General features: G+C 61.3%; 23 protein-coding genes. 16 read left to right on the top strand and 7 right to left on the bottom strand.

Annotation, left to right across the window (positions count from 1 at the left end):
* Nucleotides 1–8 precede the first annotated feature (8 nt).
* The 4 genes from AB5Y73_RS13845 to AB5Y73_RS13830 all read right to left on the bottom strand — a co-directional run bounded on the left by AB5Y73_RS13845 (nt 9) and on the right by AB5Y73_RS13830 (nt 4,530).
* Entirely contained in the window at nt 9–500 is a 492-nt protein-coding gene (locus AB5Y73_RS13845; RefSeq protein ID WP_005351410.1) for a molybdopterin-dependent oxidoreductase, read from the bottom strand.
* A 195-nt stretch (nt 501–695) separates the two neighbouring features.
* Nucleotides 696–2,582: a hypothetical protein gene (locus AB5Y73_RS13840; RefSeq protein ID WP_234829648.1), complete on the bottom strand. Its 1,887-nt coding sequence runs from the start codon at nt 2,580–2,582 to the stop codon at nt 696–698.
* Nucleotides 2,579–3,778, bottom strand: a complete 1,200-nt coding sequence (locus AB5Y73_RS13835) for a glycosyltransferase (protein WP_279499582.1) — start codon at nt 3,776–3,778, stop codon at nt 2,579–2,581. The genes AB5Y73_RS13840 and AB5Y73_RS13835 overlap by 4 nt, the downstream gene beginning before the upstream one ends.
* Nucleotides 3,775–4,530, bottom strand: a complete 756-nt coding sequence (locus tag AB5Y73_RS13830) for an acyltransferase (RefSeq protein WP_279499583.1) — start codon at nt 4,528–4,530, stop codon at nt 3,775–3,777. The genes AB5Y73_RS13835 and AB5Y73_RS13830 overlap by 4 nt, the downstream gene beginning before the upstream one ends.
* A gap of 299 nt (nt 4,531–4,829) precedes the next feature.
* Between AB5Y73_RS13830 and AB5Y73_RS13825 the strand changes: the two genes are divergently transcribed.
* From AB5Y73_RS13825 to AB5Y73_RS13810, 4 genes are read left to right on the top strand one after another with little or no spacing between them, the layout of a single operon-like run.
* Nucleotides 4,830–6,149, top strand: coding sequence for a lipopolysaccharide biosynthesis protein (locus AB5Y73_RS13825; protein ID WP_279499584.1), 1,320 nt, complete (start codon nt 4,830–4,832; stop codon nt 6,147–6,149).
* The gene (locus AB5Y73_RS13820; protein ID WP_279499585.1) at nt 6,137–7,543 is read left to right on the top strand and encodes an O-antigen ligase family protein; all 1,407 of its coding nucleotides are present in this window, start codon (nt 6,137–6,139) and stop codon (nt 7,541–7,543) included. The genes AB5Y73_RS13825 and AB5Y73_RS13820 overlap by 13 nt, the downstream gene beginning before the upstream one ends.
* Nucleotides 7,540–8,814 (top strand): glycosyltransferase family 4 protein, encoded by a 1,275-nt coding sequence (locus tag AB5Y73_RS13815; protein ID WP_368147947.1) that lies wholly within the window; start codon nt 7,540–7,542, stop codon nt 8,812–8,814. The genes AB5Y73_RS13820 and AB5Y73_RS13815 overlap by 4 nt, the downstream gene beginning before the upstream one ends.
* Complete coding sequence (locus tag AB5Y73_RS13810; protein ID WP_279499587.1) at nt 8,811–9,947, top strand: glycosyltransferase family 4 protein; 1,137 nt, start codon at nt 8,811–8,813, stop codon at nt 9,945–9,947. Before AB5Y73_RS13815 ends, AB5Y73_RS13810 begins: the two co-directional genes overlap by 4 nt.
* Nucleotides 9,948–10,006: 59 nt before the next feature.
* Here AB5Y73_RS13810 and AB5Y73_RS13805 read toward each other — a convergent pair whose 3' ends face one another.
* Nucleotides 10,007–11,038, bottom strand: coding sequence for a diguanylate cyclase (locus AB5Y73_RS13805; RefSeq protein ID WP_107682877.1), 1,032 nt, complete (start codon nt 11,036–11,038; stop codon nt 10,007–10,009).
* Nucleotides 11,039–12,302: 1,264 nt separating this feature from the next.
* Between AB5Y73_RS13805 and hybO the strand changes: the two genes are divergently transcribed.
* The 11 genes from hybO (at nt 12,303) to AB5Y73_RS13750 (ending at nt 23,380) form a co-directional block, all read left to right on the top strand.
* A complete protein-coding gene (gene hybO / locus AB5Y73_RS13800; RefSeq protein WP_005345182.1) occupies nt 12,303–13,436 on the top strand; it encodes a hydrogenase 2 small subunit in 1,134 nt (377 codons plus the stop codon).
* A gap of 2 nt (nt 13,437–13,438) precedes the next feature.
* Nucleotides 13,439–14,485, top strand: a complete 1,047-nt coding sequence (hybA, locus tag AB5Y73_RS13795) for a hydrogenase 2 operon protein HybA (protein ID WP_107682879.1) — start codon at nt 13,439–13,441, stop codon at nt 14,483–14,485.
* Nucleotides 14,478–15,665: a Ni/Fe-hydrogenase cytochrome b subunit gene (gene hybB / locus AB5Y73_RS13790; protein WP_279499588.1), complete on the top strand. Its 1,188-nt coding sequence runs from the start codon at nt 14,478–14,480 to the stop codon at nt 15,663–15,665. Before hybA ends, hybB begins: the two co-directional genes overlap by 8 nt.
* Nucleotides 15,662–17,365: a hydrogenase 2 large subunit gene (gene hybC / locus AB5Y73_RS13785; protein WP_279499589.1), complete on the top strand. Its 1,704-nt coding sequence runs from the start codon at nt 15,662–15,664 to the stop codon at nt 17,363–17,365. The genes hybB and hybC overlap by 4 nt, the downstream gene beginning before the upstream one ends.
* Entirely contained in the window at nt 17,365–17,895 is a 531-nt protein-coding gene (locus AB5Y73_RS13780) for a HyaD/HybD family hydrogenase maturation endopeptidase (protein ID WP_279499590.1), read from the top strand. Before hybC ends, AB5Y73_RS13780 begins: the two co-directional genes overlap by 1 nt.
* Nucleotides 17,877–18,416, top strand: coding sequence for a hydrogenase-2 assembly chaperone (gene hybE, locus AB5Y73_RS13775; protein ID WP_159143602.1), 540 nt, complete (start codon nt 17,877–17,879; stop codon nt 18,414–18,416). Before AB5Y73_RS13780 ends, hybE begins: the two co-directional genes overlap by 19 nt.
* A 130-nt stretch (nt 18,417–18,546) precedes the next feature.
* On the top strand, nt 18,547–20,157 hold the full coding sequence (locus tag AB5Y73_RS13770; RefSeq protein ID WP_279499591.1) for an ABC transporter substrate-binding protein: 1,611 nt from the start codon (nt 18,547–18,549) through the stop codon (nt 20,155–20,157).
* Entirely contained in the window at nt 20,142–21,152 is a 1,011-nt protein-coding gene (locus tag AB5Y73_RS13765; RefSeq protein ID WP_118853777.1) for an ABC transporter permease, read from the top strand. The genes AB5Y73_RS13770 and AB5Y73_RS13765 overlap by 16 nt, the downstream gene beginning before the upstream one ends.
* Nucleotides 21,142–21,957: an ABC transporter permease gene (locus tag AB5Y73_RS13760; RefSeq protein ID WP_118853778.1), complete on the top strand. Its 816-nt coding sequence runs from the start codon at nt 21,142–21,144 to the stop codon at nt 21,955–21,957. Before AB5Y73_RS13765 ends, AB5Y73_RS13760 begins: the two co-directional genes overlap by 11 nt.
* Nucleotides 21,951–22,739, top strand: a complete 789-nt coding sequence (locus AB5Y73_RS13755; RefSeq protein ID WP_118853779.1) for an ATP-binding cassette domain-containing protein — start codon at nt 21,951–21,953, stop codon at nt 22,737–22,739. The genes AB5Y73_RS13760 and AB5Y73_RS13755 overlap by 7 nt, the downstream gene beginning before the upstream one ends.
* Nucleotides 22,739–23,380, top strand: coding sequence for an ATP-binding cassette domain-containing protein (locus tag AB5Y73_RS13750; RefSeq protein WP_118853780.1), 642 nt, complete (start codon nt 22,739–22,741; stop codon nt 23,378–23,380). Before AB5Y73_RS13755 ends, AB5Y73_RS13750 begins: the two co-directional genes overlap by 1 nt.
* A 353-nt stretch (nt 23,381–23,733) precedes the next feature.
* On the opposite strand, the gene hypB is transcribed toward AB5Y73_RS13750, so the two are convergent.
* Complete coding sequence (gene hypB, locus AB5Y73_RS13745; RefSeq protein ID WP_205422051.1) at nt 23,734–24,606, bottom strand: hydrogenase nickel incorporation protein HypB; 873 nt, start codon at nt 24,604–24,606, stop codon at nt 23,734–23,736.
* On the opposite strand from hypB, the gene AB5Y73_RS13740 reads away from it, so the two are divergent.
* A complete protein-coding gene (locus tag AB5Y73_RS13740) occupies nt 24,493–24,849 on the top strand; it encodes a hypothetical protein (RefSeq protein ID WP_234829649.1) in 357 nt (118 codons plus the stop codon). The two genes, hypB and AB5Y73_RS13740, sit on opposite strands and share 114 nt — an antisense overlap.
* Here AB5Y73_RS13740 and hypA read toward each other — a convergent pair.
* Nucleotides 24,827–25,168 (bottom strand): hydrogenase maturation nickel metallochaperone HypA, encoded by a 342-nt coding sequence (gene hypA / locus AB5Y73_RS13735; RefSeq protein ID WP_118853782.1) that lies wholly within the window; start codon nt 25,166–25,168, stop codon nt 24,827–24,829. The genes AB5Y73_RS13740 and hypA overlap by 23 nt on opposite strands.
* Nucleotides 25,169–25,223: the final 55 nt, after the last annotated feature.

Below are 25,223 nucleotides of genomic sequence, written 5' to 3'. Positions count from 1 at the left end.
GATGGGATCTACTCCACTTTTATCGCGCTGATCTGCCAGATAGCCCGACCGTAATAGAGCTTGTTTTGCAGTTCGGGATATTGATCGAACGGATAGACAAGGAACAGCGGCCCTTTGTCACGCACTGACAGTGGCTTGCCATTGATCGTGCGGGCGAGGATGACCCGATACTGCTCGGCATCGCTTGTCGGCACCTGTACCGAGTAGTCATTGAGCGCGGTAATGGTGAGCTGTTTGCCGGTTGCCCCGACCTTGGCCAATACATCTTGCAGCAGCGGGCCGCGAAAGGTCTTGGCTTCGTCATACCATGGGGTATGGGTTTTGATTTCGTGTACCGGCAGTTGATCCAGCATGGCGCTGTCCCACAGGGCCAGAGCCTGATGAGTGGGGCTGCTGATGGCGCCTTCAACCTTCAACACGGCGCTGTCAGGGGAGGGGGCCGCGTATGCGGTGCCGCAAAGGGCTGCCAACAGTGGTGCGATGTAAAGGCCTGCTTTCATGATCTCTCCTTCCTGGAAAATGGCGGCATGGGGGCCGAGCCAACGTTGGCTTGCGAAGTGTGTCCAAAGGCAAGCAATAATCGGGCCCAGTCTAATGGGCTTGAATTATCAGCCATTTAGCCTGTTATCGGACGATCTCGGCCAAGGTGAATTGCAGTTTGCAACGTGCGGGGGAGGTTAATTGCAATTTGGCAATCAAAACGAGGAGTGGGTGTCGGTGAATAAGGTGCAAAGAGTAGCATTTGGAGAACAAGTGCCGTGGCACTGCCCGGCATAACATTTGCAGCGTGCTGAATGCCGTGACAGCAAATAGTCTGAGAATCGACAAGGAATCTCCCGCATCCCCGCTTCATCCTGTGGCAGAGCGGGCGAGAGGCCGCTGATCCCGAGTTTGGCGAGCCGCTGCAGATCGCAGCGACTGGCCGCGGCGACCTGCTCTTTTAGTGCCTCGGGATTGGGGCTCAGCCAATTCAGATAGGGGGGCGCTTCGACATAGATGCCGACCGGCTTGCTGGCCGCGGGCAGGGTCAGCGGCAGCACCTCGATGGTTAGCGGCAATTGCACCAGTTGCTGTTGGCTCAGCAGCTGAATATTGCCCTGATAGCGCCCCGCCGGGGCGTCTCTGGGGACGGTCATTTGCAGCACCAGACGCCGAGGTGCGTCTGCCAGCAGGGTGAGCCCGGCGATCCCCTCGACCAGCTCCTGATCCGAGGGAGCCAGCAGGGTGCCGCTCGCCTGCGGGCGAACCAGATGCCACTTGCCGTAATAGGGGGTCAGCGCCAGCGGCGATCCTGCCTGCTCAGGGGGCTGGATCACCAGCAAGGGGGCCGGATCGTCGGTGGCGGCGTGGATGGCAAATTCCAGCAGCAGCTGGCTGCCACGGGCGGCCAGCACCGGTTGCGAAGCTTGCTGCAACGCATCGGCCGCAGATAGCGGGGCGATCTGCAGGGTTGGGGCGGCATCCTTAATCGGCGTGAGGCTCAGCTGCTGCGAAGCAGGGGCTGGGGTTGGGGAATAGGGGGCCAGGGTCCACTTTTCCAAAAACAGCTGGCGCTGCTTGGTCAGCACGATGGCGGTAGCGTCGGCCAATACGGCGTGATCTTTTCCACTATTTGGGAGAGCCTCTTTGCTGGTGGGGGCCGGATAGGGGGCAAGCAGTAGCCCTGCCAGGTATTTGGCATCCGGTGAGTGGCCCACCAATGTGATAGTGAGCGGGCCGCCGCGGTGGTTCAGAGTGACATGAACGGGGCCGCCCTGTCGTGCCCCGAACAGCTGCCAGGGATCCGGGTTTGGCAGTGCCTCGCGAGATTGCCCCGCCAGATAGCGCTGCGTTAGCCACTCCTGCGGTTGCCACTGCTCGGCCCAGATGGGCTCACCATTGACCAGCACGCTGCGCTCGAAGGGGTGGGGGAGGTACTCCCACTCGCCGGGGTCATCGAGCCAGAGGGTGAGCTGGTAGCGTCCCTTGGCGACCTCCAGCCGCACCCCGTCGAGATTGCGCAGCCCATCGCGCACCAGGGCATCGCCTGAGGGGCGCAAGATGGGGGTGGGATGGCCAATCAGCCGGGGATCCCCCGGGCTCAGGGCCTCAAAGCCGGTAAAGCGGGGCGCGGCGGCCGCCCCCAGATCCAGCGCAATGGTGCCCGCTGGCAAGGTCAAACCGGGCTCCCAGTACCAGCGGTGAATGGTCATTGAGGGGGCGTTATCGGCCATAAAAAGATAGAGCTTGGTGAGTTTGTCCAGCGCCAGCGCTCTGGGTTGGCTGGTGCGCCACTCGCTCAAGGCAAAGCGCTGGGTGAAGGGGCCGGGGGCGACAATCCGCTCCAGATTGACCCGGCTGCGGTAGTTGACCGAGGCCTCATCGTCGATACGCAGGATCAGGGTTTGCGGGTGGGCGCTGGGGTTATGGCCCTCGATCACCAGTTCATCATCGCTGCTCACCGGCCAGCTGTGGGGGCTCAGATCGAGCCGCTGGGGTGTCTGGTTGCCCGTCAGGGACAGCGGGGTCTGCCCCTCCAGTCGGGTCGCGGCCATTGCTGCATGGCAGCAGAGCAGGATAACCAGCCAGAGCCCTCTGCTCATCCGGGCAGCCCCTTCAACCAGTTGTTCAGCTCGGCAGCCTTGTGATCCCAGCTTTGCAGGGCCACCTGTTGTTGGCGAGTGTGGCGCCCTTCGCTGCGGGTTAGCCCCTCCCAGCCACTCTCCTGAAACCAGCCCGGATTGGATTGATCAAAGGCGGCCCGGTTGATGGCCTGGGCCAGGCTCTCCCCATCCTGGGGGAGCTGGATCTGATCCCGATAGCCATCGAGAGCCGGAAAATCGGTGCTGACGATGGGGCGCCCTACGGCCAGATACTCGCGCAATTTCAACGGATTGCAAGCACGGATCTGGGCGTTGTCGACAAAGGGCAGCAGACTCACCTGCCAGTGCTGGGCATAGGCCGCCAGCGTGTGATGGGGACGGGGCCCCAGCAGATGGATATTGGGGAGCCCCTTGAGGGGGGAGATATCGGTCTGGACCGGGCCAATCAGCACCAGATCCCAGTGGGGCAGGGCGGCGGCCGTCTCTGCCAGCAGGGGGATATCAATCCAGTCGCTCAGGCTGCCGTAAAATCCGGCAATGGGGCGGCCGGAGGGGAGATCCGCCGGACGCTCTCTGGGGGGCATAAACAGGTCGAGATCCACGCCGTGGCTGAGGAGCCGGGTTTTATGGGGGGGAAAGCGGCTGGCCAGCGCGGGGCTGGCGGCCAGAATGAGATCGGCTTTTTCCACCAGTCGGGCCTCGCAGTGAGCGATAGCCTGATGATCCACCCCAGCCAGCGCCGAGAAGTCATCGCCGCAGTAGTAGATCACCGCCCGCTCTTCGAGCTTGCCAATCAGATCGACGGCGCTGGGCAGGGAGATCCAGAGCAAGGGGCGATCCAGCTCGGGCAGCTGACGCCGGATCTGCGCCGCCAGCCAGTGGCCATTGATCTTGCCCGCCAGCCGACTGCCCGGCAGTGGCAAGGCGAGCGGCGGCAGTACCCGAGGGCTGCTGACCTCTGATGGCGCAACCGACTGGCCGCCAGCATGGCGCGCGCCGCGCAGCACGGCCCCCAGTTTGCGGACGATGCGGGTGAGATCATGAAGGGTAAAGCGGGGACAGCGCATGCCGATGGAGTTGACCCAGAGCACTTGATAATCGGGCAACAGACGCTTGATCAGGTGTTGGGTGCTGGAGGGGTGCTGGCCCCAATCCTCTCCCAATACCACCAGTTGCGGCAGTGTGTGTGGTTTCATGCAAAGGTCTCCGAAGCGTGTGCGGGGTCGCTGTGATCCTGTGGCTGCAAGGGACGCAGTACGGTGGCCGGGACACCCGCTGCCAGCACACCTGCGGGCAGATCCCGGGTGACGACGCTGCCTGCGGCGACAATGGTACCGGCGCCTATGGTGACACCGGCCATCACCATCACCCCGGTGCCGAGCCAGACATCCTGCTCAAGCACAATGGCCCCCACCTGTTCATCGCGATCCGGTTTGCCAAGAGCGCGATCGCGGGCGTTGATCGGGTGCCCCGGGTAGCCCGCCAGAAAGGCACGGCCTGCAATTCTGACGTTATCCCCCAGCACTATCTTGCTGCCCACCGCCAGGGTGGTCTGCCAGCCAATCCCGACATTGCGGCCAATCACCAGCCTTGGTGTCTGGCTCGATGCCCGGCCGCTGATGGTCATGGCGGCGCTGAGGCGGCAGTCGGCACCGATCTCGATGGTGACCGGACCGCTGATATAGGGGATGCCGCCATAGAGGTAGAGGCGCGGAGCGGGGGCCGTCAGGCGAGATTGAAACAAGGGGGTCCACCAAAGGGTGCGGGTCAGGGTCGCCAGCGCGTTGCTGCCCAGCAGATAGAGCCGATAAAGCAGCCGATGCAGGGGAGGGATCACGGGGCATGACCAGTGGCGGGCGCTTTTGGCCAGTCGCCATACCCGGCGAGCCAGTGGCGTTTCCCCCTGTTTGGCCCAGCTTTTCATCCGGTGTAGGTTGATGGTGTTCATGGCGACCTCTCCCTCTGGTGCAGTCCGTTGCTCGCTAAGCAGAAAGCAGGGATCGGGCCAACAGGACGACCCCAGTGTGATCGGGCCAAATGGGGCTAAGAGGAGGGGCAGATTGCGCTGGTCGGTGCAATTTGCAGCCCGCGTTGTGCAAAACGCAAATGCCAGTCTCATTCTGGGCTTGCTTAGGCCGGTTAAACCGCACAGAGAAGCTATCGTCTCTGGGCGGGAGTGAGTGGCGTGGGCTTTGCATTAGCGGTAGCTGACCCGGAGCGGGATGCTTCGGGTGGCTGGGAGGCCCTATGAAACTTGGTGTGAACCAGATTGCCATGCTCTATTACGCCGGCGGCTTGCTCCTGATGAAGGGGATCTCCCTGCTGATGCTGCCGGTGTTGACCCATCAGCTGCTGCCTCGTGAATACGGCCAGCTGGAGGTGCTGCTGACCCTCATCAATCTGGGCTCCCTGATCCTTGGCTTCGGGCTGGTGGATGCCCTCTACCGCTTTGCCGGATTGGCGAAAGATGAGCAGGAGCGCCAGCAGGTGGTGGCCCGCATGTTTGGGCTGGTTTGGCTGATCGCCCTGGCCAGTCTGGTGCTGCTCTGGCTGCTGGCACCAGTGGTGCAAGCCTGGCTGCCGGTTGAAACCCGCCTTGCGGATGTGCGCTGGGTGCTCTGCGCCCTGCCGTTTGAAGGGGTGATCGGCGTGCCACTGGCATGGCTGCGGATGCGCAATCAGGCGCGGCTCTTTTTCGTGGCGACCGCAGGCAAGGCGGTGATCCAGTCGGTGCTGACCGGCTGGTGGCTCTGGCTCGGCTGGGGCGTGAGCGGGGTGCTGGCCTCCGGCACCCTGACCTGCGTTGCACTGGCGCTGCTGCTGAGCCTCTGGCAGTGGCGAGATAGCGGGATCCGCTTTGACTGGCAGCACTATCGGCCGCTGCTGCGCTATGGATTGCCCCTGGTGGTGAGCGGGCTGGCAGGCTTTGCCCTGAGCGGACTGGATCGCTGGTTGCTGGCCGATGTGGTGGGTGAGGCGCTGCTTGCCTACTACGCGGTGGCGGGCAAGCTCGCGCTGGCGGTGGGGTTGTTGCTGCAACCCTTTGCCCTCTGGTGGTATCCCCGCCGTTTCATGCTGCTGCGCGAGCCGGATGGACTGCGGCTCAATGCCCACTACAGCGTGATGGGGTCGGTACTGGGGTTTGTTACCGCGGGGATTGTCGGGCTTACCGCCCCCTTGCTCATTCGCTGGCTGACCCCGGAGAGCTATCACGGGGCGATCGCCTATATTCCGCTGCTGGTGCTGGGTATGGCGGTGCGCAATGTTTCGGACTTGCTCAATGTCGGCTGCTTTAGCGGCGAGAAGAGCAATGCCCAGATGGTGATCAATCTGGGCTGCAGCGCCCTTGGGGTGGCAGGCTTTCTGCTCGCCATCCCCCCCTTCGGGGTCGCCGGGGTGATCTGGACCCTGCTGCTGGTCTATCTGGGGCGGGCGCTGGCCTTTTATCTGGTGAGCCAGCGGTTGCTGCCGCTGCCGTATCGCCTCTCCACCCTCTGGGCCAGTTCGCTCGGGGCGCTGGCGATGGTCTGGCTCGGCCAATGGTGGGCAGGATCATGGCTCGTCTAACGCCGGCCATCTGGGCCAGCACCATCTGTCTGGTGCTGGCTCTGCTCTGGTGGCGGCTGCCCCATCCCTTGCTGCTGCCGGTGCTCGGCCTTGCCATTCCCGCCATCTGGTTTGCCCTGCGCTGGCCCTTCTTGATGGTGCTGGGGTTTGTCACTTTCTCCTTTTTTCGGCTGCATGAGGTATTCCCCCAGCTCTATCCCCTCAAGATCCCGCTGCTCTTCTCGCTGGCAGCCATCGGCGCGTTGGTCTGGCACATTTTGCTGACCGGCCGGATCAAGCCCTACTGGAGTCCAGCACTGAGCTGGCTGACGGCCTTCTTTGCGATGGTCTCCATCGGTGTGCTGTTTGCCAGCAACCGGGGCGAGGCGATCGCCACCTGGACCGGCAGCTACAGCAAGATCTATCTGATGACCCTGGCCACCGCCTGGCTGGTGCGCACCCCGGGGGATTTTGCGCTGGCGGTGCGCACCTTCGTGGTGGCGGGTTGTCTGGTGGCGCTGGTGGCCCTCTACAACAAGGCGAGCGGGATCGGGCTGGTGGAGGGGACCCGGGTGACCATAGGGCGCGAGCTGGGCTCTGTGCTGGGGGATCCCAACGATCTGGCGCTGGTGCTGCTCTTTCCTGCCGGTTTTTCGCTGAGCTTGCTGCTCAATCAGGGCAATGGGGTAGGGGGGCGTTTACTGGGTGGGCTCGGCTTTGCGCTGACCGCCGCCGCCATTATCGCCACCCAGAGCCGCGGCGGCTTGCTTGGCGTGTGTGCGGTCAGCGGCCTGTTTGCCTGGCAGCGGGTGAAGTCGAAAACCCTGTTGATCTCGATGGGGATGGTCGCGCTGGTGGTGCTGTTTTCCGCCGCCGGGATCAGTGACCGGGCATCTGGCGGCGCCGCCGAGAGCGGGGTCGATGCCTCGGCCATGGGGCGGATCTACGCCTGGCAAGCGGCCTGGGGCATGGCGCTGGGCCATCCGCTGGTAGGGGTGGGCTTGTCCAATTTCTATTACAACTATTTCTTCTACAGCCCCCATTGGGATGGACTGAATCATGCGGTGCACTCCACCTGGTTCGGGGTGCTGGCTGAAACCGGCTTTGTCGGGTTGGCGCTGTTTATCGGCATGGTGACGGTGACCCTGCGCAGTGGCTGGCGTTGCCAGCTTGCTGGCATGCCTCCTGCAGTGATCACGGCGATGCAGGGGGTGATGGCCAGCATGGTGGGGTTTGTGATTTCGGGATCCTTCCTGACCCAAGGGTTTACCTGGCCCATCTATCTGGAGTTGGCGCTGGCCGTCGCCGCCATCAAGTACGTGCAGCAGGCGGCCACAGAGGTGAAGGCCACCGCTAAGGATCATCAGGAGGCAACCCGGTTGCCGGCAGTGCCACCAAAGGGAGCAAGAGGATGAACGCAACCCCTGTTTTGCTGGTTCACTACGGAGAGGACTGGATCCGCGGCAGCGAACGCTGCCTGCTGGATCTGCTGGCCCACCTCGATCGCAGCCGGTTTACGCCCCTGCTCTGGTGCAATAGCCCGGCTCTGGCGGCAGAGGCGGCCACCCTCGGGGTAGAAACCATGGTCGAGCCGTTCAGCCTGCTGCTGGGATGGCAGGCGCCCCGTTTTGATCTTGCAGCCCATCGGCGCCTCTCCCGGCGAGCCAGAGAGCTCATCACCGAGCGGCAGATTGGGCTGGTGCACGCCAACAGCGCGGCCCCTTGTCAGTGGCTGGTGGGGGTCTGTCGGGCGTTGCAGGTACCGCTGGTGTGCCACCTCCATGCCCGTTACCAGCCCAGAGACAGATTCAGCCTGCGGGTCCATCAGGCAAGCGTGCTGATTGGGGTGAGCGAGCCGGTGTTGACCGGTTGGCGCCAGGATGGCTGCGCGGCCGATCGGTTGATCCGGGTACCCAACGGGGTCGATGCCGCTCGCCTGAATGGCGGTGCTCACTGGCCGGTCGTCGGCATGCTGGGCTTGCCACCGGGGGATATGATCATCGCCACCGTCGGCTCATTGATCAAACGCAAGGGGATTGATCTGCTGATCCGCTCGCTGGCTGCCCTGATGGCATCGGGGGAGGAGGCTCAGTTGCTGATCATTGGCAGCGGTCCGGAGCGGGAAGCATTGATGGCGTTGGCTGTCGAGCTCGGGGTGGCCGAGCGTGTCCACTTTCTCGGCGAGCGGCCGGACAGTGCCGCTATCTTGCGGGGCGGGGTGGATCTGCTGGTCTCCGGAGCCCGTGAGGAGGTGTTTGGTCTGACGTTGGCGGAGGCGGGCATGTTGGGGCTTCCGGTCAGTGCCTATCGGGTGGGCGGCATCCCCGAAGTGGTGGAGGAGGGGGTGACCGGTTTGCTAGCAACCCCGGGGGATTGGGCCGAGATGGCTGATCACTGGCGGCAATTGAGCAATCCGCAGCGCCGATGTGAAATGGGGCGGGCCGCTCAGTTGCGTGCCGCACAGCTGTTCACGGTGGCGCGCTATGTCGACGGGGTCACGGCGGTGTGGGACGCCGCGCTGGCTGGTCGTTGGCACGCCACGGCCCCCACACCCTTCCGACCACTCATTCATTGGGCGGGGCTACGACTCCTTGCCAGAGGGCGCAATATGCTGGCGAGTGGGATGGCAAAAGTGGCGCAAAAAGTGCAACTGGGGTTTGGCCGCCGTAAGGGAGCAGCAAGATGAGCATGCAAACTGAGCCGGTGTTTGGAAAGATAATCGTTGTGGATCCTATCCCGTTTCGCGGGGGCTCCAAGGTTGCGACCGAAGTGCTGCTCGATGAGTTGGCCAAACGGATGCCCGGGCTCACATGCCATGTGCTGACCCAGGATCCCGACTCCTGGCCCCGTTGCCAGCATCATCCCCTTTGGCTGCCCCACATATTGAAGGGGCGGGAGTCCGGCATCGGCTATCTGCTCAAACAGGGGTGGCAGACCCTGCTCATCCTCTGGCTGGTGTTGCGCCTGGGGCAGGTGAAGTGCCTGGTGGCGGCGTCCGGGCCGGGGGTGGATCTCTGCTGTTACTGGGCGGCCCGCTGGTTGAGGTGCCGGGTGGTTCAGCTGATCCATGGCCCTGTGGGATGCTCGGGCCTCTCTGCCAGAGCCTTGCAACGGGCGAGTTTTGTCTTTTATCTGGAATCAACCCGCAGCTCCCTGGCGGCATTGCTGGCCCGGCTTGGCGAGACCGAGTTCCCGTCACACTGGCAGCCATTTACCAACGGCTTGAGCGAGATTGATTGGCCCAAAGCGACTCTGGGGGGGCCTCGTATTTTGTGGGCGGCCTCGTTGCTGCGCTGGAAGGGGCTGGAGACCATGCTGGCCGCCCATCAACTGATCCCTGACGCTCGCCCCGAGCTGATGGTGTGCTATCTGCAGCCCAAGGGCACGCTGCAACCCTGCAGCCAGCCCCAGCCACAACTGCCAGACACCTATTGGTATGCCAACCCCGCCAATCTTGACGAGATCCGATCTCAATGCGGCATTTTTGTCTCCACCAGCCATCAGGAACCCTTTGGTCTCTCCATTCTGGAGGCCATGGCGGCAGGATTATGTGTAGTGATCCCGGCCGATGGCGCCTGGTGGGATCGACACCTCACCGATGACGTGAATTGCCGCAAATATCAGCCAAACGATCCCGGCGATCTGGCGCAGGTGCTGGCCAGCCTCAACACCATGCCCGATGTGGTCAAGCGACTTGGCCATCATGCCCGCCTGCATGCCATGGCCCATTACAACGCGGCGGATACCTATCAAAGCACACTGGATCAGTGGGAAGGTATGTTGCGATGGGATGCGTTGAGCCTTGCCGTGCATGGTTAGCGCGCAGTGGTTCCCCATGGGGAGGATGGTCGCGTATGAGGGTTTTATGGGCAGAGGTGCTACGGGAGGCTGGGTGACTCCGCCAGTCTGATGCAGTTACGGCCGGATGATTTGGCGGTGTAGAGCGCAGCATCAGCCAGTTTGACCAGTTCAGACGGCTGCCAGTGACTCGATGGTCTGAGGCAGGCAACACCCATGCTAACGGTCACCAGACCGGTGGTATTTTGTGCGTGTGGCTGCGCGAGTGCAAAAATCAGTCGCTGGATATGTTGGGCAATTTCATAGGCGGATTGACGCTCGACATGTGGCAGCAGGATGACAAATTCCTCTCCGCCGTAGCGAGCCACCAACTCCCCCGAGCGGCGCCCGGATTGCGCCAGGGTATGGGCCAGCAATCGAAGGCACTCGTCACCGGCAACGTGGCCATAGAGGTCGTTGAACTGCTTGAAATGATCGATGTCGAGCATGATGAGCGCAATCGGCATCTCTGTCTGAATACAGTGCTCCCAGGCCTGGTTCAATGAGTTGTCGAACAGACGACGGTTGCCGATGTTGGTGAGCCCGTCGGTATTGCTGAGCGCTTCCAGTTTCCGGTTCGCTTCCGCCAGCTCCTTGGTTCTGAGCTCGATAATGAGCTCCAGCTCATGTTGGCGCTCCTCCAGACTGGTCATCGGGTAAATTTCGCTTTCCCGAGCCGCACTGTAAGGGATGGAGATACTGCTGTGAGCAATTTTCCACGCCATGGCTTCGTGTCGAAAAATCAGCACCAGCCTGGCGGTTCTGCGGGAGAGGATAGGTTCTGATTTCGGTAGATGGATATGAAAGAAGGCGGTGACTGCTACCACATCAGCGGCCAGATCTTGCAGGGTCATATCGAGTATTTCCAGGCGGATCCTGCCCGGGATCTGGGCAAAATCGCGGCGGGTTATCCGGATCCACTCATCTTTATCGGTAACCAGAACATCACTGCTGCCGGCAAAGCCGCTGAAATTGTCGCTAAACCGCGTGGTGAGCCGATCATCCCGTGATGAATACATCTCGATGTACTCATCAAACAGTGAGCGGATCAACTGTTCCCGTTCAGTGGTCATTGCGCTGGGCCCATGTGAAGTGGTCACGTTTTTCAAACGTTCGATTGAACTATAGTCAATTATGTCATTTTAATTGGCTATCTATCTTGATTTTTCTCGGTTTTTTGTTCAATTCCCGCACTTGGCAAGTGTCCGTAGGGCCAGCCAGAAACAAGGCTCCATGGCGTGGTTATCAGAGGCATTCAGGGGGGGAGGCATTCTCTCTGCAACTGCAACTGCTGCGGGCTGCATTTCACGAGGTGAGCAGGGCTGTCAACGAGTTCGAGTTCGATCAGGCAAGGTAGTGGCTGGAGCCACTGCTCGGCTGATGATTAACACCCTTATCGCTTGTCATGTTCATCGTTATCCCAACTCATTTTTTAGGGTTGCCATTGAACAAGAACAATTATCATCTATATCGATAGAGATGGATATTTACGCTCTGGTTAATTACGCAGGGTGACGTGAAGGTAAATAGTGTGAATGCGTGCGGTAACATCTGTAACCGGATGAGCGAATGTATCGCAAGTTAAATATGATCAACTATGCTGAAGGCAGCCTTCCACCTTGCCTTTTCTCTCACCATTAATTTGAATGCAGATTCACGATGATGCGTAAACATATCCGTGAGTGCGATATTTTACTCACCAGCATCCAAGACAATAAAGAGTGGGGGGAGCGTATTGATATGCATACCTCGGCGGCATCTTTTCATTAAGCGGTGTTAAACGGCAGGGAGGCCAAGCGGGGTTGTGCTGTGTGGGCTCGCAGTAGAACGTGTCGCACTGAAGCGCAGGTAAAATGCAAACTGAAACCAAGCTACATGCAGGTAAATCGTGCCGTGCAGGCCGTGCTTGCTACCGGTGGCAGCTGGCCGTGAGACAGTTCTGGTGTGGGGAGGCAAGTCAGGAGGTTGTCCCGTGGATGACTGCATGAAATATGCAATGAGATGAGTAAAGATATATTCAACGGATCATTTATTGGTGGGCATCAGTATTGTGAAATGAGCGGTATAGCCAAGATTTCAATCATGTTAATTTGGCTCACAGTGAAAGAGAGGATATGCGGTGATTAATTATTTAATATCCAATTAAGTTCATAAAATTTACGGTGTCGCTAAATATCCCTTAGGGGGTAATTAATTTCATTTGTGATGTGGCTCGCTATGAAAATAGGGGTAAGCCGGTCGAAATTGATAGAGATCAATACTGCAGGGTGGGTGAGTCCTTAGCATTTCCGCTATTAAGCATTTATCAAACAAGTGCTCACTACGGGAATAAGTAGAATGGTCGAGGATAATTTTTTATCGGCTCATGGGATTAATCGCCGTGATTTTATGAAATTGTGTGCCGGGATGGCCGCAACCCTGGGATTAAGTCAGCATGCCGTCGCCAAGATGGCCACTGCGCTCACCAGCCCCGAACGGCCGCCGGTGATCTGGATTGGGGCGCAGGAGTGCACCGGCTGTACCGAATCGCTGCTGCGCGCCACCCACCCCACCATCGAGAACCTGATCCTCAACACCATTTCGCTGGAGTACCACGAGGTACTCTCGGCGGCCTTTGGTCATCAGGCTGAAGAGAACAAGCACAACGCCATCAAGCGTTATAAAGGCAAATATGTGCTGGTGGTGGATGGCTCCATTCCGCTCAAGGATGGCGGCGTCTACTGCATGGTGGCCGGTGAGCCTATTGTCGACCATATTCGCCGTGCTGCCGCCGACGCGGCTGCGGTGATTGCCATCGGCTCCTGTGCCGCCTGGGGCGGAGTGCCTGCCAGCGGCGGCAACCCGACCGGCGCGGTCAGCCTCGAAGAGGCCCTCGGCAATATCGGTACTCCCATCATCAATATCCCGGGCTGCCCGCCCAATCCCCACAACTTCCTCACCACGGTTGCCTACTACATCACCTACGGCAAGCTGCCAGCGCTGGATAGCAAAAAGCGCCCGCTGTTTGCCTATGAGCGGCTGATCCACGAGAACTGCGAGCGTCGTCCGCACTTCGACGCGGGGCGTTTTGCCAAGGAGTTTGGCGACGAGGGCCACCGTCAGGGCTGGTGCCTATACCATCTGGGCTGCAAGGGGCCGGAGACCTATGGCAACTGTTCAACTCTGGAGTTCTGCGATGTGGGCGGCGGCATCTGGCCGGTCGGCATCGGTCACCCCTGTTATGGCTGCAACGAGCAGGGGGTCGGTTTTAGTAAGGGGATCTTCCAGCTCGCCAAGGTCGAGAACCCGACCCCGCGGGTGGATAAACCCGACGTGAAAATTCAGGAGGGGGGCTATACCTCGCCCACCGCGACCGGCCTTATCGGTGGCGCCCTCGGGGTGTTGGTGGGGGTGAGTCTGATGACGGTGCGTGAACTCGGTCGCCAGCAGAAACGCCACGAAGCCGGGCAGCACCCATCACGGGAGGAGTAACCGTGAACAGACGCAACTTCCTCAAATTCGCCTCCGTCGGTGCGCTGGCGGCGGGCACAGCCGTACCCGGCACCGCAATGGCGGCGGCCAAGAACAAGCCGCCCATTCCCGGCGCACTCGGCATGCTCTACGACTCCACCCTCTGCGTTGGCTGTCAGGCCTGTGTGGCGGAGTGTCAGCGCCTTAACGGCAATCCGGCCAATCCAGCCGGGGCGCAAACCTGGTCCAACAACGACAAGCTGACCCCCTACACCAACAACATCATTCAGGTGTGGAAGAGCGGCACTGGCGAGCACAAGGATCAGCTGGTGGATGGCTACGCCTACATCAAGAAGCAGTGCATGCACTGCGTCGATCCCAACTGCGTCTCCGTCTGCCCGGTGCAGGCTCTTAAAAAAGATCCCAAGACCGGCATCGTTCACTACGACCCGAGCGTCTGCACCGGCTGTCGCTACTGCATGGTGGGCTGCCCGTTCGATGTGCCCAAATATGACTACGACAATCCGCTGGGGGCGATCCACAAGTGCGAGCTCTGCAACCAGAAGGGGCTTGAACGGATCGATCAGGGCAAATTGCCCGGCTGCGTCGAGGTGTGCCCGACCGGCGCCGTCATCTTCGGCACCCGCGAGGAGCTGATGGCCGAGGCCAAGCGTCGCATGCTGGCGACTCCGGGCAGCGAATATGCCTATCCGCGCCAGACCCTCAAGGCCAGCGACCCCTACCTGCACGAGGTGCCCAACTACCAGCCTTACGTCTATGGCGAGAAGGAGGGGGGCGGCACCCAGGTGCTGGTGCTGGCCGGAGTGCCCTACACCAGGCTCGACATGCCCGACTTGCCGGAGCTCTCCTCCGGTGCCCGCTCCGAGCATATCCAGCACACCCTCTACAAGGGGATGGTGCTGCCCATGGTGGTGCTGACCGGCCTTTCGGTGCTGATCCGCCGCAACACCAAGAATGGTCACGATCATCATCACGATGATGGCCATGATCAGGGGAGTGTGCAGATCAAGGATCAGGGCACCACAAAGGGAGGCAAGGATCATGAGTAACCACAAGGCACATCCCCTCGGCGGCAAGCTGGTCAGCTGGCCTGTGCTGGTGCTGGCCCCCTTTGCCGTGCTGTGCGGCATGTTGATTTTAAAACGCCTCGTATTCGGGCTGGGCTCGGTCACCGATCTGAATGGCGGCTACCCCTGGGGGCTCTGGATCTCGTTCGATCTGCTGATCGGCACCGGTTTCGCCTGCGGCGGCTGGGCACTGGCTTGGGCGGTTTATGTGTTCAACCGTGGCGAGTACCACCCGCTGGTGCGACCGGCCCTGTTGGCGAGCCTGTTCGGCTACTCGCTGGGCGGCCTCTCCATCACCATCGACGTGGGGCGTTACTGGAACCTTCCGTACTTCTACCTGCCCGGTCACTTCAACACCTCCTCGGTGCTGTTCGAGACGGCGGTCTGCATGACCATCTATATCGGGGTGATGGCGCTGGAGTTCGCTCCCGTGCTGCTGGAGAAGTTCGGCTGGAAGGCGTCGCTCATTCGCCTCAACAAGATCATGTTCTTCGTGCTGGCGCTGGGGGCTCTGTTGCCCACCATGCACCAATCCTCCATGGGATCCTTGATGATAGTGGCGGGGGAGAAGATCCATCCGCTCTGGCAAAGCTACGAGCTGCTGCCGGTCTTTTCGCTGCTGACCGCCTTCATCATGGGTTTTTCCATCGTGGTATTTGAGGGCTCTTTGGTGCAGGCCGGATTGGCGGGACGGGGCCCCAACGAGAAGTCGCTCTTTTACAAGCTGACCCAGGTGATCGATATCTTCCTGATCCTGTTTGTGGCGCTGCGCTTTGCCGAGATCGTCATCCACGACAAGTCGGAGTATCTCTCTGAGTTCAATCACTTCTCCATCATGTTCTGGAGCGAGATTGCGCTGATGATCTTCCCGCTGCTGGTGTTCCACTGGGACAAGAGCCGCCGGGATTCGCGCATGTTGTTCCTGGGGGCCCTCAGCATGCTGCTGGGCGCCGCCCTCTGGCGGCTGGATTACTCCCTGCTCGCCTTCAACCCCGGCAATGGCTACCACTACTTTCCCTCTGCGGAGGAGGTGCTGATCTCTCTGGGCTTTGTTGCCATCGAGGTGTGTGCCTATTTGCTGTTGATCCGGCTCTTGCCGGTACTGCCATCACTTGAACGTGTTCACCAAGATTATCAGGCCCGAGGGAAAGCCAACGTATGAGCCAACGTATCACCATAGACCCCATCACCCGCATTGAGGGGCACCTGCGTATCGACTGCGAAATCGAAGGCGGTAAAGTGACCAAAGCCTGGTCGTCCGGCACCATGTGGCGCGGGATGGAGGAGATCGTCAAGGGCAACGACCCGCGCGATGCCTGGATGATAGTGCAGCGCATCTGCGGGGTATGTACCTCCATTCACGCCATCGCCTCGGTGCGGGCGGTGGAGAACGCCATCGGCGCCAAGGTGCCGGTCAACGCCCAGTACATCCGCAACCTCATCATCGCGGCCCACAACATCCACGATCACATCGTCCACTTCTACCAGCTCTCCGCGCTGGACTGGGTGGACATCACCGCGGCCCTTGAGGCCAATCCGCAAAAAGCGGCGGACATGCTCAAAGGAGTATCAACCTGGTCCCTCAACAGTGCCGATGAACTGACCAAGGTGCAGGACAAGATCCGCGCGCTGGTGGCGAGCGGTCAGCTCGGCATCTTTGCCAACGGCTACTGGGGTCACAAGGAGATGAAGCTGAGCCCGGAGGTGAACCTCATCGCCGTGGCCCACTACCTGCAGGCACTGGAGTGCCAGCGCGATGCCAACCGCATTGTCGCCATTCTGGGGGGCAAGAGCCCGCACATCCAGAATCTGGCGGTGGGCGGCGTGGCCAACCCCATCAATCTGGATGCACCGAGCGTGCTCAACCTAGAGCGACTGCTCTATGTGAAGAGCTTTATCGACCGGCTCGGCGAGTTTATCGAGCAGGTCTACAAGGTGGATGCCGCCATCATCGCTGCCCACTACCCCGAGTGGCTGAGTCTGGGGCAGGGGGCCAAGCACTACCTGAGCGTGCCGGAGCTCCCCACCGACGCCAACGGTGGCAGCTTCCTGATGCCGGGCGGCTATATCGAGAATGGCAATCTGGCGGGTTATCGCCCCATCGAGAGTCATCAGGATGGCTGGCTGATGGAGGGCATCGCCGAGAGCAACAAGCACGCCTGGTACAAGGATGACGAGCCGCTCAAGCCGTGGGAGGGCAAGACCGAGCCGAACTACACCGGTTGGCAGGATGACGGCAAATACTCCTGGGTCAAATCCCCCACCTTCTACGGCAAGGTGGTGGAGGTGGGGCCGCTTGCCGACTTGCTGGTGAAGCTCGCCGCCAAACACCCGGAGACGGTGGCGCATTTCGATCAGTTGAACGGCATCTACAAGGCGCTGACCGGCTCAGCCATCAAGACTGAACAGCTGCACTCCACCATGGGCCGCATCATCGGTCGCGCGGTGCGCTGCTGTGTGCTCAAAGATACCCTGGCGCACCAGTGGAAGGCGCTGGTGGACAACATCGGCAAGGGGGATTTCAGCGCATACATCAAGACCGAGATCCCGGCGGACAAGGAGTTTCGCGGAGTGGGCTTTGAAGAGGCACCGCGCGGCATGCTCTCCCACTGGATCGTCATCAAGGGCGGCAAGATCGAGAACTATCAGGCGGTGGTGCCATCGACCTGGAACTCGGGCCCGCGCAACTTCAATGATGAGCCCGGCCCCTACGAGCAGGCGCTGGTGGGCACCCCGGTGGCGGATCCCGCCAAGCCGCTGGAAGTGGTGCGCACCGTCCACTCGTTCGACCCCTGCATGTCCTGCGCTGTGCATGTGGTGGATACCCAAAATGGTGAAACGACTCAGGTGAAGGTGCTGTGATGAACACCCTGATCCTGGGCGTCGGCAACCTGCTCTTGAGCGATGAGGCGGTGGGGGTTCGCATCGTCGAGGCGCTGGGGCGCAACTACTGTTTCGCCCCCGGCATCGAGCTGCTCGATGGCGGTACCGCCGGCATGGAGTTGCTCGAAGCGATGGCCAGTCGCGATCACATCATTCTGGCGGATGCGGTGCGCAGCGGTAATCCGCCGGGCACCGTCGTGACTCTGAAAGATGAGGAGATCCCGACCCTGTTTGGCCGCAAGATCTCCCCGCACCAGCTGGGGCTGGCGGATGTGCTCTCGGCGCTGCACATGACGGGGGAGTCGCCAAAGCGGCTCACCCTGATCGGGGTCGAGCCCGAATCCCTCGAGCCCCGCATCGGCCTCACCCCTGTGGTGGTGGCTGCCATGGGGGAGGCGACGGATCGGATTTTGACCCTGCTGGCCGCCGTTGGCGCGCCCGCCATTCCGCTCTCTGAGCAGGAGAAAGCTGAACAAGCACGGGAGGGCCTATGGCGCAGTCCCATTTAAGCGAGGCTGAGAGAGTGCTGGAGAGAGTACCGGAGACAGCGCAGGAGTTTGCCGGTTTTGCCACCAATCCAGCACCCTTGCTGGTAGCCCAGTACGAGCGGATCGCTCGCGAAGAGATGCAGGTGCTGCCCTTCTATCACGCCAGCATGCCCATCGTGGCCGAGTGCGTGCTGTTTGAAGGACAGTGGCTCGGCTGCGTGCTCACCCCCTGGATGCTGAGCGTGGTGGTGCTGCCGGGGCCGGATCAACTCTGGCCGGTGCGCAGCAGCAGCGATCGGATCGCCCTGCAACTCCCCTGCGGCAACATGACCTTTATGGTGGGTGAATTGCCCGAGACGGGACAGTTGCTGGCTTGCTCCCTGATGTCGCCGCTCGATCCTCATCTCGGGGCCGGGGAGGGGCGAGCACTGGTGAGCAGCACCCTCAAGATGCTGCTCTCCTTGCCGGTGCAGCAAGGGGCTGGCAGCGTGGATCTGGGTCGCAGACGGCTATTCGGTGCACGGCGCGGTCAACCGGCATAGTCGCTAGGTTTCACGCGAAATCAAGTTTAGAATAGGGGGCATTTTGGCCCCTCACTCCCATGTTCAGACACGCATTCCACCTCTTTTTTGAGTGATGATCCGTGAGTGGTACAAAACAAGAAGGATCCCCATGACTGTTCCACGCAATTCCCTTCGCCATTACTGTGGCACCAGTGCTGCCGCCCTGTTGACTTTGCTGCTGGGCACCGCTTCTCACGCGGCGCTGGCCGCTGCTCAACCTGTGCCTGCCGAGCTCAAGCTCGCCATCGGCGCCGAACCCACCGAAGGGTTTGACCCTCTGCTTGGCTGGAGTCACGGCAGCTACCTGTTGCTGCACAGTCCGCTGCTCAAACAAAACGCCGATCTCAGCTGGCAGAATGTGCTCACCCAATCGGTGACCCCGAACAAGGATGGCAAGGGGTGGCTCATTACCCTCAAGCCTGACCTGAAATTCTCCAACGGCGCGCCGCTCACCGCCGAGGATGTGGCCTTTACCTACAACAGCGCAGCCAAGGGTGGTGGCAAGATCGACATGGGCAACTTTGTCTCGGCCAAGGTGCTCTCACCCACCGAAGTTGCCATCACCCTGAGTGCCCCCCAGAGCACCTTCGTCAACGTGCTGGGATCCTTGGGGATAGTGTCGAAGCGGGATTACGACGCAAAAGCGTATGCCCAAAAACCGGTCGGTGCCGGCCCCTACCGGCTGGTGAGCTTCCTGCCCGGTCAACAGCTGGTGGTGGAGGCGAACCCCTATTACGCCGGTGGCAACAATGACTTCAAACGGCTGGTGTTTGTCTTTATCGACGAAGAGAGCGCCTATGCCGCGGCCCAGAGCAGCCAGCTCGATGTGGTGCGCATTGCCCCGTCGCTGGCGCCCACCGTGCCTGCCTCCCTCAAGCTGTGGGTGCGGCCGAGCGTGGAGAACCGCGGCATCGTCTTCCCCATTCCTGCAGCGGGTAAAAAAGATGCCAAGGGTTATCCCATCGGCAACGACGTGACCTCGGACGTGGCGGTGCGCCGCGCCATCAACTACGCCATCGACCGCAAGCTACTGGCCGATCAGCTACTGGAAGGGCACGCCATCCCCGCCTACAGTGCGGTGGAAGGCTTGCCCTGGCTGAACAAAGCCACCGCCTTCAAGGATGGGGATGTCGCCCACGCCAATGCCCTGCTCGACGAGGCGGGCTGGAAGATGGGCAGCGATGGCATTCGCCACAAGGGCTCTCTGCGCGCCGCCTTTACCCTCTGGTACACCAGCGGCGACAGCACCCGCCGGGATTTGGCGGAAGCGGTGCGCGCCATGCTGGGGCCCATTGGCCTTGAGGTGAGCCTCAAGTCCGGCAGCTGGGAGCAGGTGGAGCGGGAGATGCACGCCAACCCGGTGCTGATGGGGTGGGGGAGTCTGGATCCCATGGAGCTCTATCACCACTACCAGAGCGGCTCCGGTGGTGTAGAGTTCTACAACCCGGGCTACTACAGCAATCCTGTGGTGGATGGCCACCTCAAGCAGGCGCTGGATGCTCCGAACTGGCAGGCGGCGTTGCCGTTCTGGCAGCAGGTGGAGTGGGATGGCAAGACCGGCGCCGGGGTACAGGGGGATGCCGCCTGGGCCTGGCTGCTCAACGTGCAGCATACCTATCTCGCCAACCGCTGCATCGACCTTGGCAAGGGGGCGCCGGAAATTCACGGTAGCTGGTCCCTGCTCAACAACCTGCAGGATTGGCGGTGGACGTGCCGCTAAGTTCGCCCTTGAGTCATTCAGGTTATCTGTTGCTAAAAGCCCTGCTGCGTCTGGCAGGGCTGTTATGTCTGGTCTCGGTCGCCACCTTTGTGCTGCTGAGTTACTCCCCCATCGACCCCATCAAGGCCTATATCGGCAACGATCTGCTCCATGTGCCGCCGGAGCAGTACGCCCGCATCGCCGCTCGCTGGGGGCTGGATCAACCGCTCTGGCTGCGCTACTGGCACTGGTTTACCCAGGTGCTGCGGGGGGATCTCGGTTACTCCATGCTCTATAACGCACCGGTGGGTGAAGTCATAGGCCAGCGCTTTGCCGCCTCCTTCCTGCTGCTGGCTGGCGCCTGGCTGCTCTCCGGCTTTTTCGGCATCCTGCTGGGCCTCTGCGCCGGTCGCTATCTCAATCTCTGGCCCGATCGCCTGATTTGTCGTTTTGCCTACCTGCTCGCCTCCTTGCCCACCTTCTGGGTCGGCCTGTTGCTGCTCGCCCTGTTTGCGGTGCACTGGCCGCTACTGCCAGTCTGCTGCGCCTGGACGCCGGGCCTCTCCGCAGATGAGGCTGATTGGGCTATGCGAGCACGCCATCTGTTGCTGCCGGTCACCACCCTGGCGCTGCTCGGGGTGGGCAACATTGCCCTGCATACCCGGGCGCGGGTGGCCGAGGTGCTGGAGAGCGACTTTATCCGCTACGCCCGGGCTCAGGGGGATGGCGGCTGGCCCATGCTGCGTTTTCATGTGCTGCGCCATGCCCTGACCCCAGCGCTTTGCCTGCAGTTTGCCTCCCTTGGCGAGCTGATTGGCGGATCGCTCTTGGCCGAGAAGGTCTTCTCCTACCCGGGGCTCGGCCAGGCCACCGTTGATGCGGGGCTCAGGGGGGATATTCCCCTGCTGATGGGAATCGTGCTCTTCTGCACCCTGCTGGTCTTTATTGGCAACACGGTGGCCAGTTTGCTGCTGGCCCGCATCAATCGGGGTTGGGAGGACGAGCATGCTGTTTAATCCGCTTCCCTCCATACTGCGGCTGGTTTTTGCCCTGCTCGGATTGGCGCTGCTGGCCACTTACGGCTGGAGCCTCTCTCATCAGGATGTGCCGATGGATCTGCTGGCGCGCCAGCAGCCTCCCTCGCTGACCCACTGGTTCGGCACCGATCAGATGGGGCGGGATCTCTGGTTGCGCGCCTTTCAGGGCACCCTCACCAGTCTGGAGCTTGGCATCAGCACGGCTCTCTGCAGTGGCCTGCTGGCCATGGTGGCGGCAAGCGTGTCGCTCATTCACCCCAGATGTGATGCAGCGGTACGAATGGTGATCGACGCCATGCTGGCGCTGCCCCATATGCTGCTGCTGATCCTCATCTGCTTTACCGTGGGGGGCGGCATGCGCGGGGTGATCCTGGCGGTGGCACTCACCCACTGGCCCAAGTTGGCGCTGATCCTTTGCGCAGAAGCGCGGCGGACCGTCTGCAGCGACTATGTGGTGCTGGCCCGCTGTCAGGGGATGGGGGCGCTGCGTCGCTGGCGCACCCACCTGCTACCGGGCCTGTTGCCCCAGTGGTTTATCGGCACCCTGTTGATGTTTCCCCATGCGGTGTTGCACAGCGCCGCCTTGAGCTTTCTCGGCTTTGGTCTGGCGGCCCACGAGGCCTCGCTGGGTCTGCTGCTGGCCGATGCCCTGCGTTATCTGGCCGGTGGCGGTTGGTGGCTGGCCCTCTTCCCCGGCCTGATGTTGCTGCTGCTGGTGTTGCTGTTTGATCAGGCTACCCGCGCCCTGCAACAGCTGCTGTGGCACAGGAGTGAACCATGCTGAGTTTTGATCATGTGACCATAGAGGCGGCCCACTACTCCTGGCTGGGGCGGCGCAGCTGGCAGCCATTGCTGACCGATATCAGCCTGCAACTGGCGCCGGGGGAGATAGTGGCGCTGGTGGGGGGGAGCGGCGAGGGCAAGAGCCTGCTGCTGCAAAGCGCCCTGACATTGCTGCCGGACAACCTGCGGATGCGCGGCAGCATCTCCCTTGATGGCGTGCCTCTGTGCGATGCCAGTCGGGCCCGTCTGCGCGGCCACACCCTCTGCTATGTGCCACAGGGGGTAAGCGCCCTCAATCCGCTGCTGACGGTGGAGCGCCAGCTGGGGCGTGCGGCGCGTCTGTGTGGCCAGAGCGGTTCTCGCGAGCGGCTCGGCGAGCAGCTGCTGCGCTACCAGTTGCCCGCGACCACCTTGGATAGCTATCCGCGCCAGCTCTCCGGCGGCATGGCCAAGCGCATTCTGGCCTGCACCGCGGCCCTTGGCGGCGCCCGCTACATTCTGGCGGACGAGATCACCGCCTGGCTCGACGAGGGGCTGGCTTGTCTGCTGCTCGGCCAGTTGCGTGAATTGGCCAATCAGGGCAGCGGTATCCTCTGGGTGACCCACGATCTGGCGCTGGCGGCCCGCTTCGCCGATCGCATCGTGGCGCTGCATCAAGGGCTGGTGAGCGATACCTTGAGCTGCCACCATCTGCGTCAGGGGCAGGGGAGCGAGATGCTCAGAGCCCACTGGCAGGCGCTGCCGGAGTTCAACGCGCTCTTCTCTGTGCCGGAGGTTTCCTGATGTTGGAAGTACGAAATCTCACCATCGCCCAGGGGGAACGTCCCCTCTGGCAGGGGTTATCGCTGACGGTGAAAGCGGGCGAGCGGCTCGGCATCTCCGCACCGAGCGGCCATGGCAAGACCACGCTGGGGCGGGTATTGGCGAGTTGGCAACCGGTTGGGGCCGGCGGGCAGATCCTGCTGGATGGGCAGCCTGTGCCTGAACAGGTAAAAGGTTATAACCCCATCCAGCTGGTGCCCCAGCACCCGGAACTGACCTTCAATCCCTATCGCACCACAGGGCAGGCGCTGTGGGATGTGTGGCGCCCCGATGACGCCATGATGGCCCGCTTTATGGTCAAGCCTGAATGGCTTGGTCGTAAACCCGGTCAGCTCTCCGGTGGTGAGCTGGCCCGCATCGCGCTGCTGCGCGCCCTCGATCCTCGCACTCGTCTGCTGATTGCCGATGAGGTGACTGCCCAGCTGGATCCGCAAATACAGCGTCAGCTCTGGCGGGAGTTGATGCGCGAGTGCGAACAGAGCGGGCTTGGCATGGTGATCTTCAGTCACCAGCAGGCGCTGCTGCGCCAGATCTGCCATCGGGTGCTGCGCTTTGGGGAGGTGCAGCCCGTGACTGGTGTATTGGCTGAAAATGCGGCCTGATAGTTAGTTCCCCCTCATCCCCAGCCCTTCTCCCGCAAGGGGAGAAGGGAGTTGAAGGTGCCATCTCACCACGCTCAGGGTTTAGGGTTTGGAAAATCTCGGGGTTTGAAAATATGGCTGGTTGTTATGCTCGAAGCTCCCCTGAGGGGTTTGAGGGCGTCGTATAGTCGCGGCATCCACAAACCGATTCCCTCTCCCTGGGGAGAGGGCCAGGGTGAGGGGACGTGAGTATGAGTCGCTGGCCATTCTGTACAGAGAGAACCGTTGGCAAGGCGCGCAGATAAAAGAGAGGGAGGCATCAGCCTCCCTCTCTTGTTATCCGCCACTGGTAACGGCATTTAACCGGTTCTGGTTCAGGCACTGGCTAGCCAGTTAAGCCAGGCATCCATCCCTTCGCCTGTGGTGGCGCTGACCTGGATCACCTGGATATAGGGGTTGACCCGTTTGGCGTTCTCGATGCAGCGGGCCACGTCAAAGCTGACGTAGGGCAGCAGATCGATCTTGTTGATCACCATCAGCTGGGCAGCTGCGAACATGTCCGGGTATTTCAGCGGCTTCTCTTCCCCCTCGGTGACGGAGAGGATCGCCACCTTGTACTTCTCGCCAAGATCGAAGCTGGCAGGGCAGACCAGATTGCCCACGTTCTCGATAAAGAGGATGCCCCCTTCATTGGCGGGCAGCTGGTGGCAGGCGTCGTGGACCATTTTGGCATCCAGATGGCAGCCCTTGCCGGTGTTGATCTGCACGGCAGGGACGCCGGTGGCGCGAATGCGATCCGCATCGGCACTGGTCTGCTGATCCCCTTCAATCACGGCGCAGGGGCGTTTGTCGGCCAGCTGGCGCAGGGTTTCGCACAGCAGGGTGGTCTTGCCTGAACCCGGGCTCGACACCAGATTGAGCACCAGCTGGGCCGCTTCGTCGAAGTGCTCGCGGTTGTGGGCCGCCAAGGCATTGTTCTTGGCCAGCACGTCCATCTCGATGGCGATCAGCTGGCGCTGCCCCATGCCGGGCACCGACAGTCCCGCTTCCCCTTTGCCATAGTGCAGGTCACCCTGCTGATGGTCATGGTCATGGTCATGGTCATGGTCATGGTCATGGTCATGGCTGTGATCATGGGGATGCGCGTGGGAATGGCCGTGGTCATGAGAGTGGGCATGTTCATGATGATGGTCGTGGGGGTGATCATGGTGGTGCTCATGGGGGTGATCATGCCCCTCATGGCTTATGGGAGCCCGCACCCCGTGGTAGTGGTGATGGACATCTCCCTGATGGTGATAGTGGTGGTGAATGATCAGGGTGCGTGGCGCACTCTGCTCGTGATCATGATGGTGATGGGCGTCATGAGCATGATGATGGTCGTGCTTATGATCATGTTCGTGATGATGCTCATGATCGTGCTCATGGCCGGCAATCCGCGCCTGGCCGCATCCGCATACGCTACACATATCAACTTACCTCGATGTCGGTGATGCGCAGGCTATCACCCTGCGCGACTCGTAATTTGTATCCGCCACACTCGGGGCAGGCTTGCCCGCGTTCTTGCAGGGTGACCGTCTTGTTGCAGTCGTAACACCAGGCCTCTGCCGCCTGATGTTGAAAGTGAAGCTGGGCCCCTTCGACGGCAGTGCCCTTGGCGGCAGCCTCGAAACAGAAGGCAATGGTGTCCGGGTCGACGCAGGAGAAGCTGCCGACCTCGAGCCAGAGAGCGGTCACTTTGTTAAAGCCCCGCTGGGTGGCCTGTTCGGCCGCCAGATCGATGGCGGCCATGGCCAGAGACATTTCGTGCATGGTGGCTCCTTAACCGATATGGGGAGGAGCAGTGACTCCTCCCTGTAATTGACGG

The organism is Aeromonas sp. s7(2024) (assembly GCF_040907825.1).
GTDB lineage: Bacteria > Pseudomonadota > Gammaproteobacteria > Enterobacterales > Aeromonadaceae > Aeromonas > Aeromonas veronii.
Note: the sequence above shows the minus strand (reverse complement) of the source record. Positions and strands in the feature narration are given on the sequence as shown.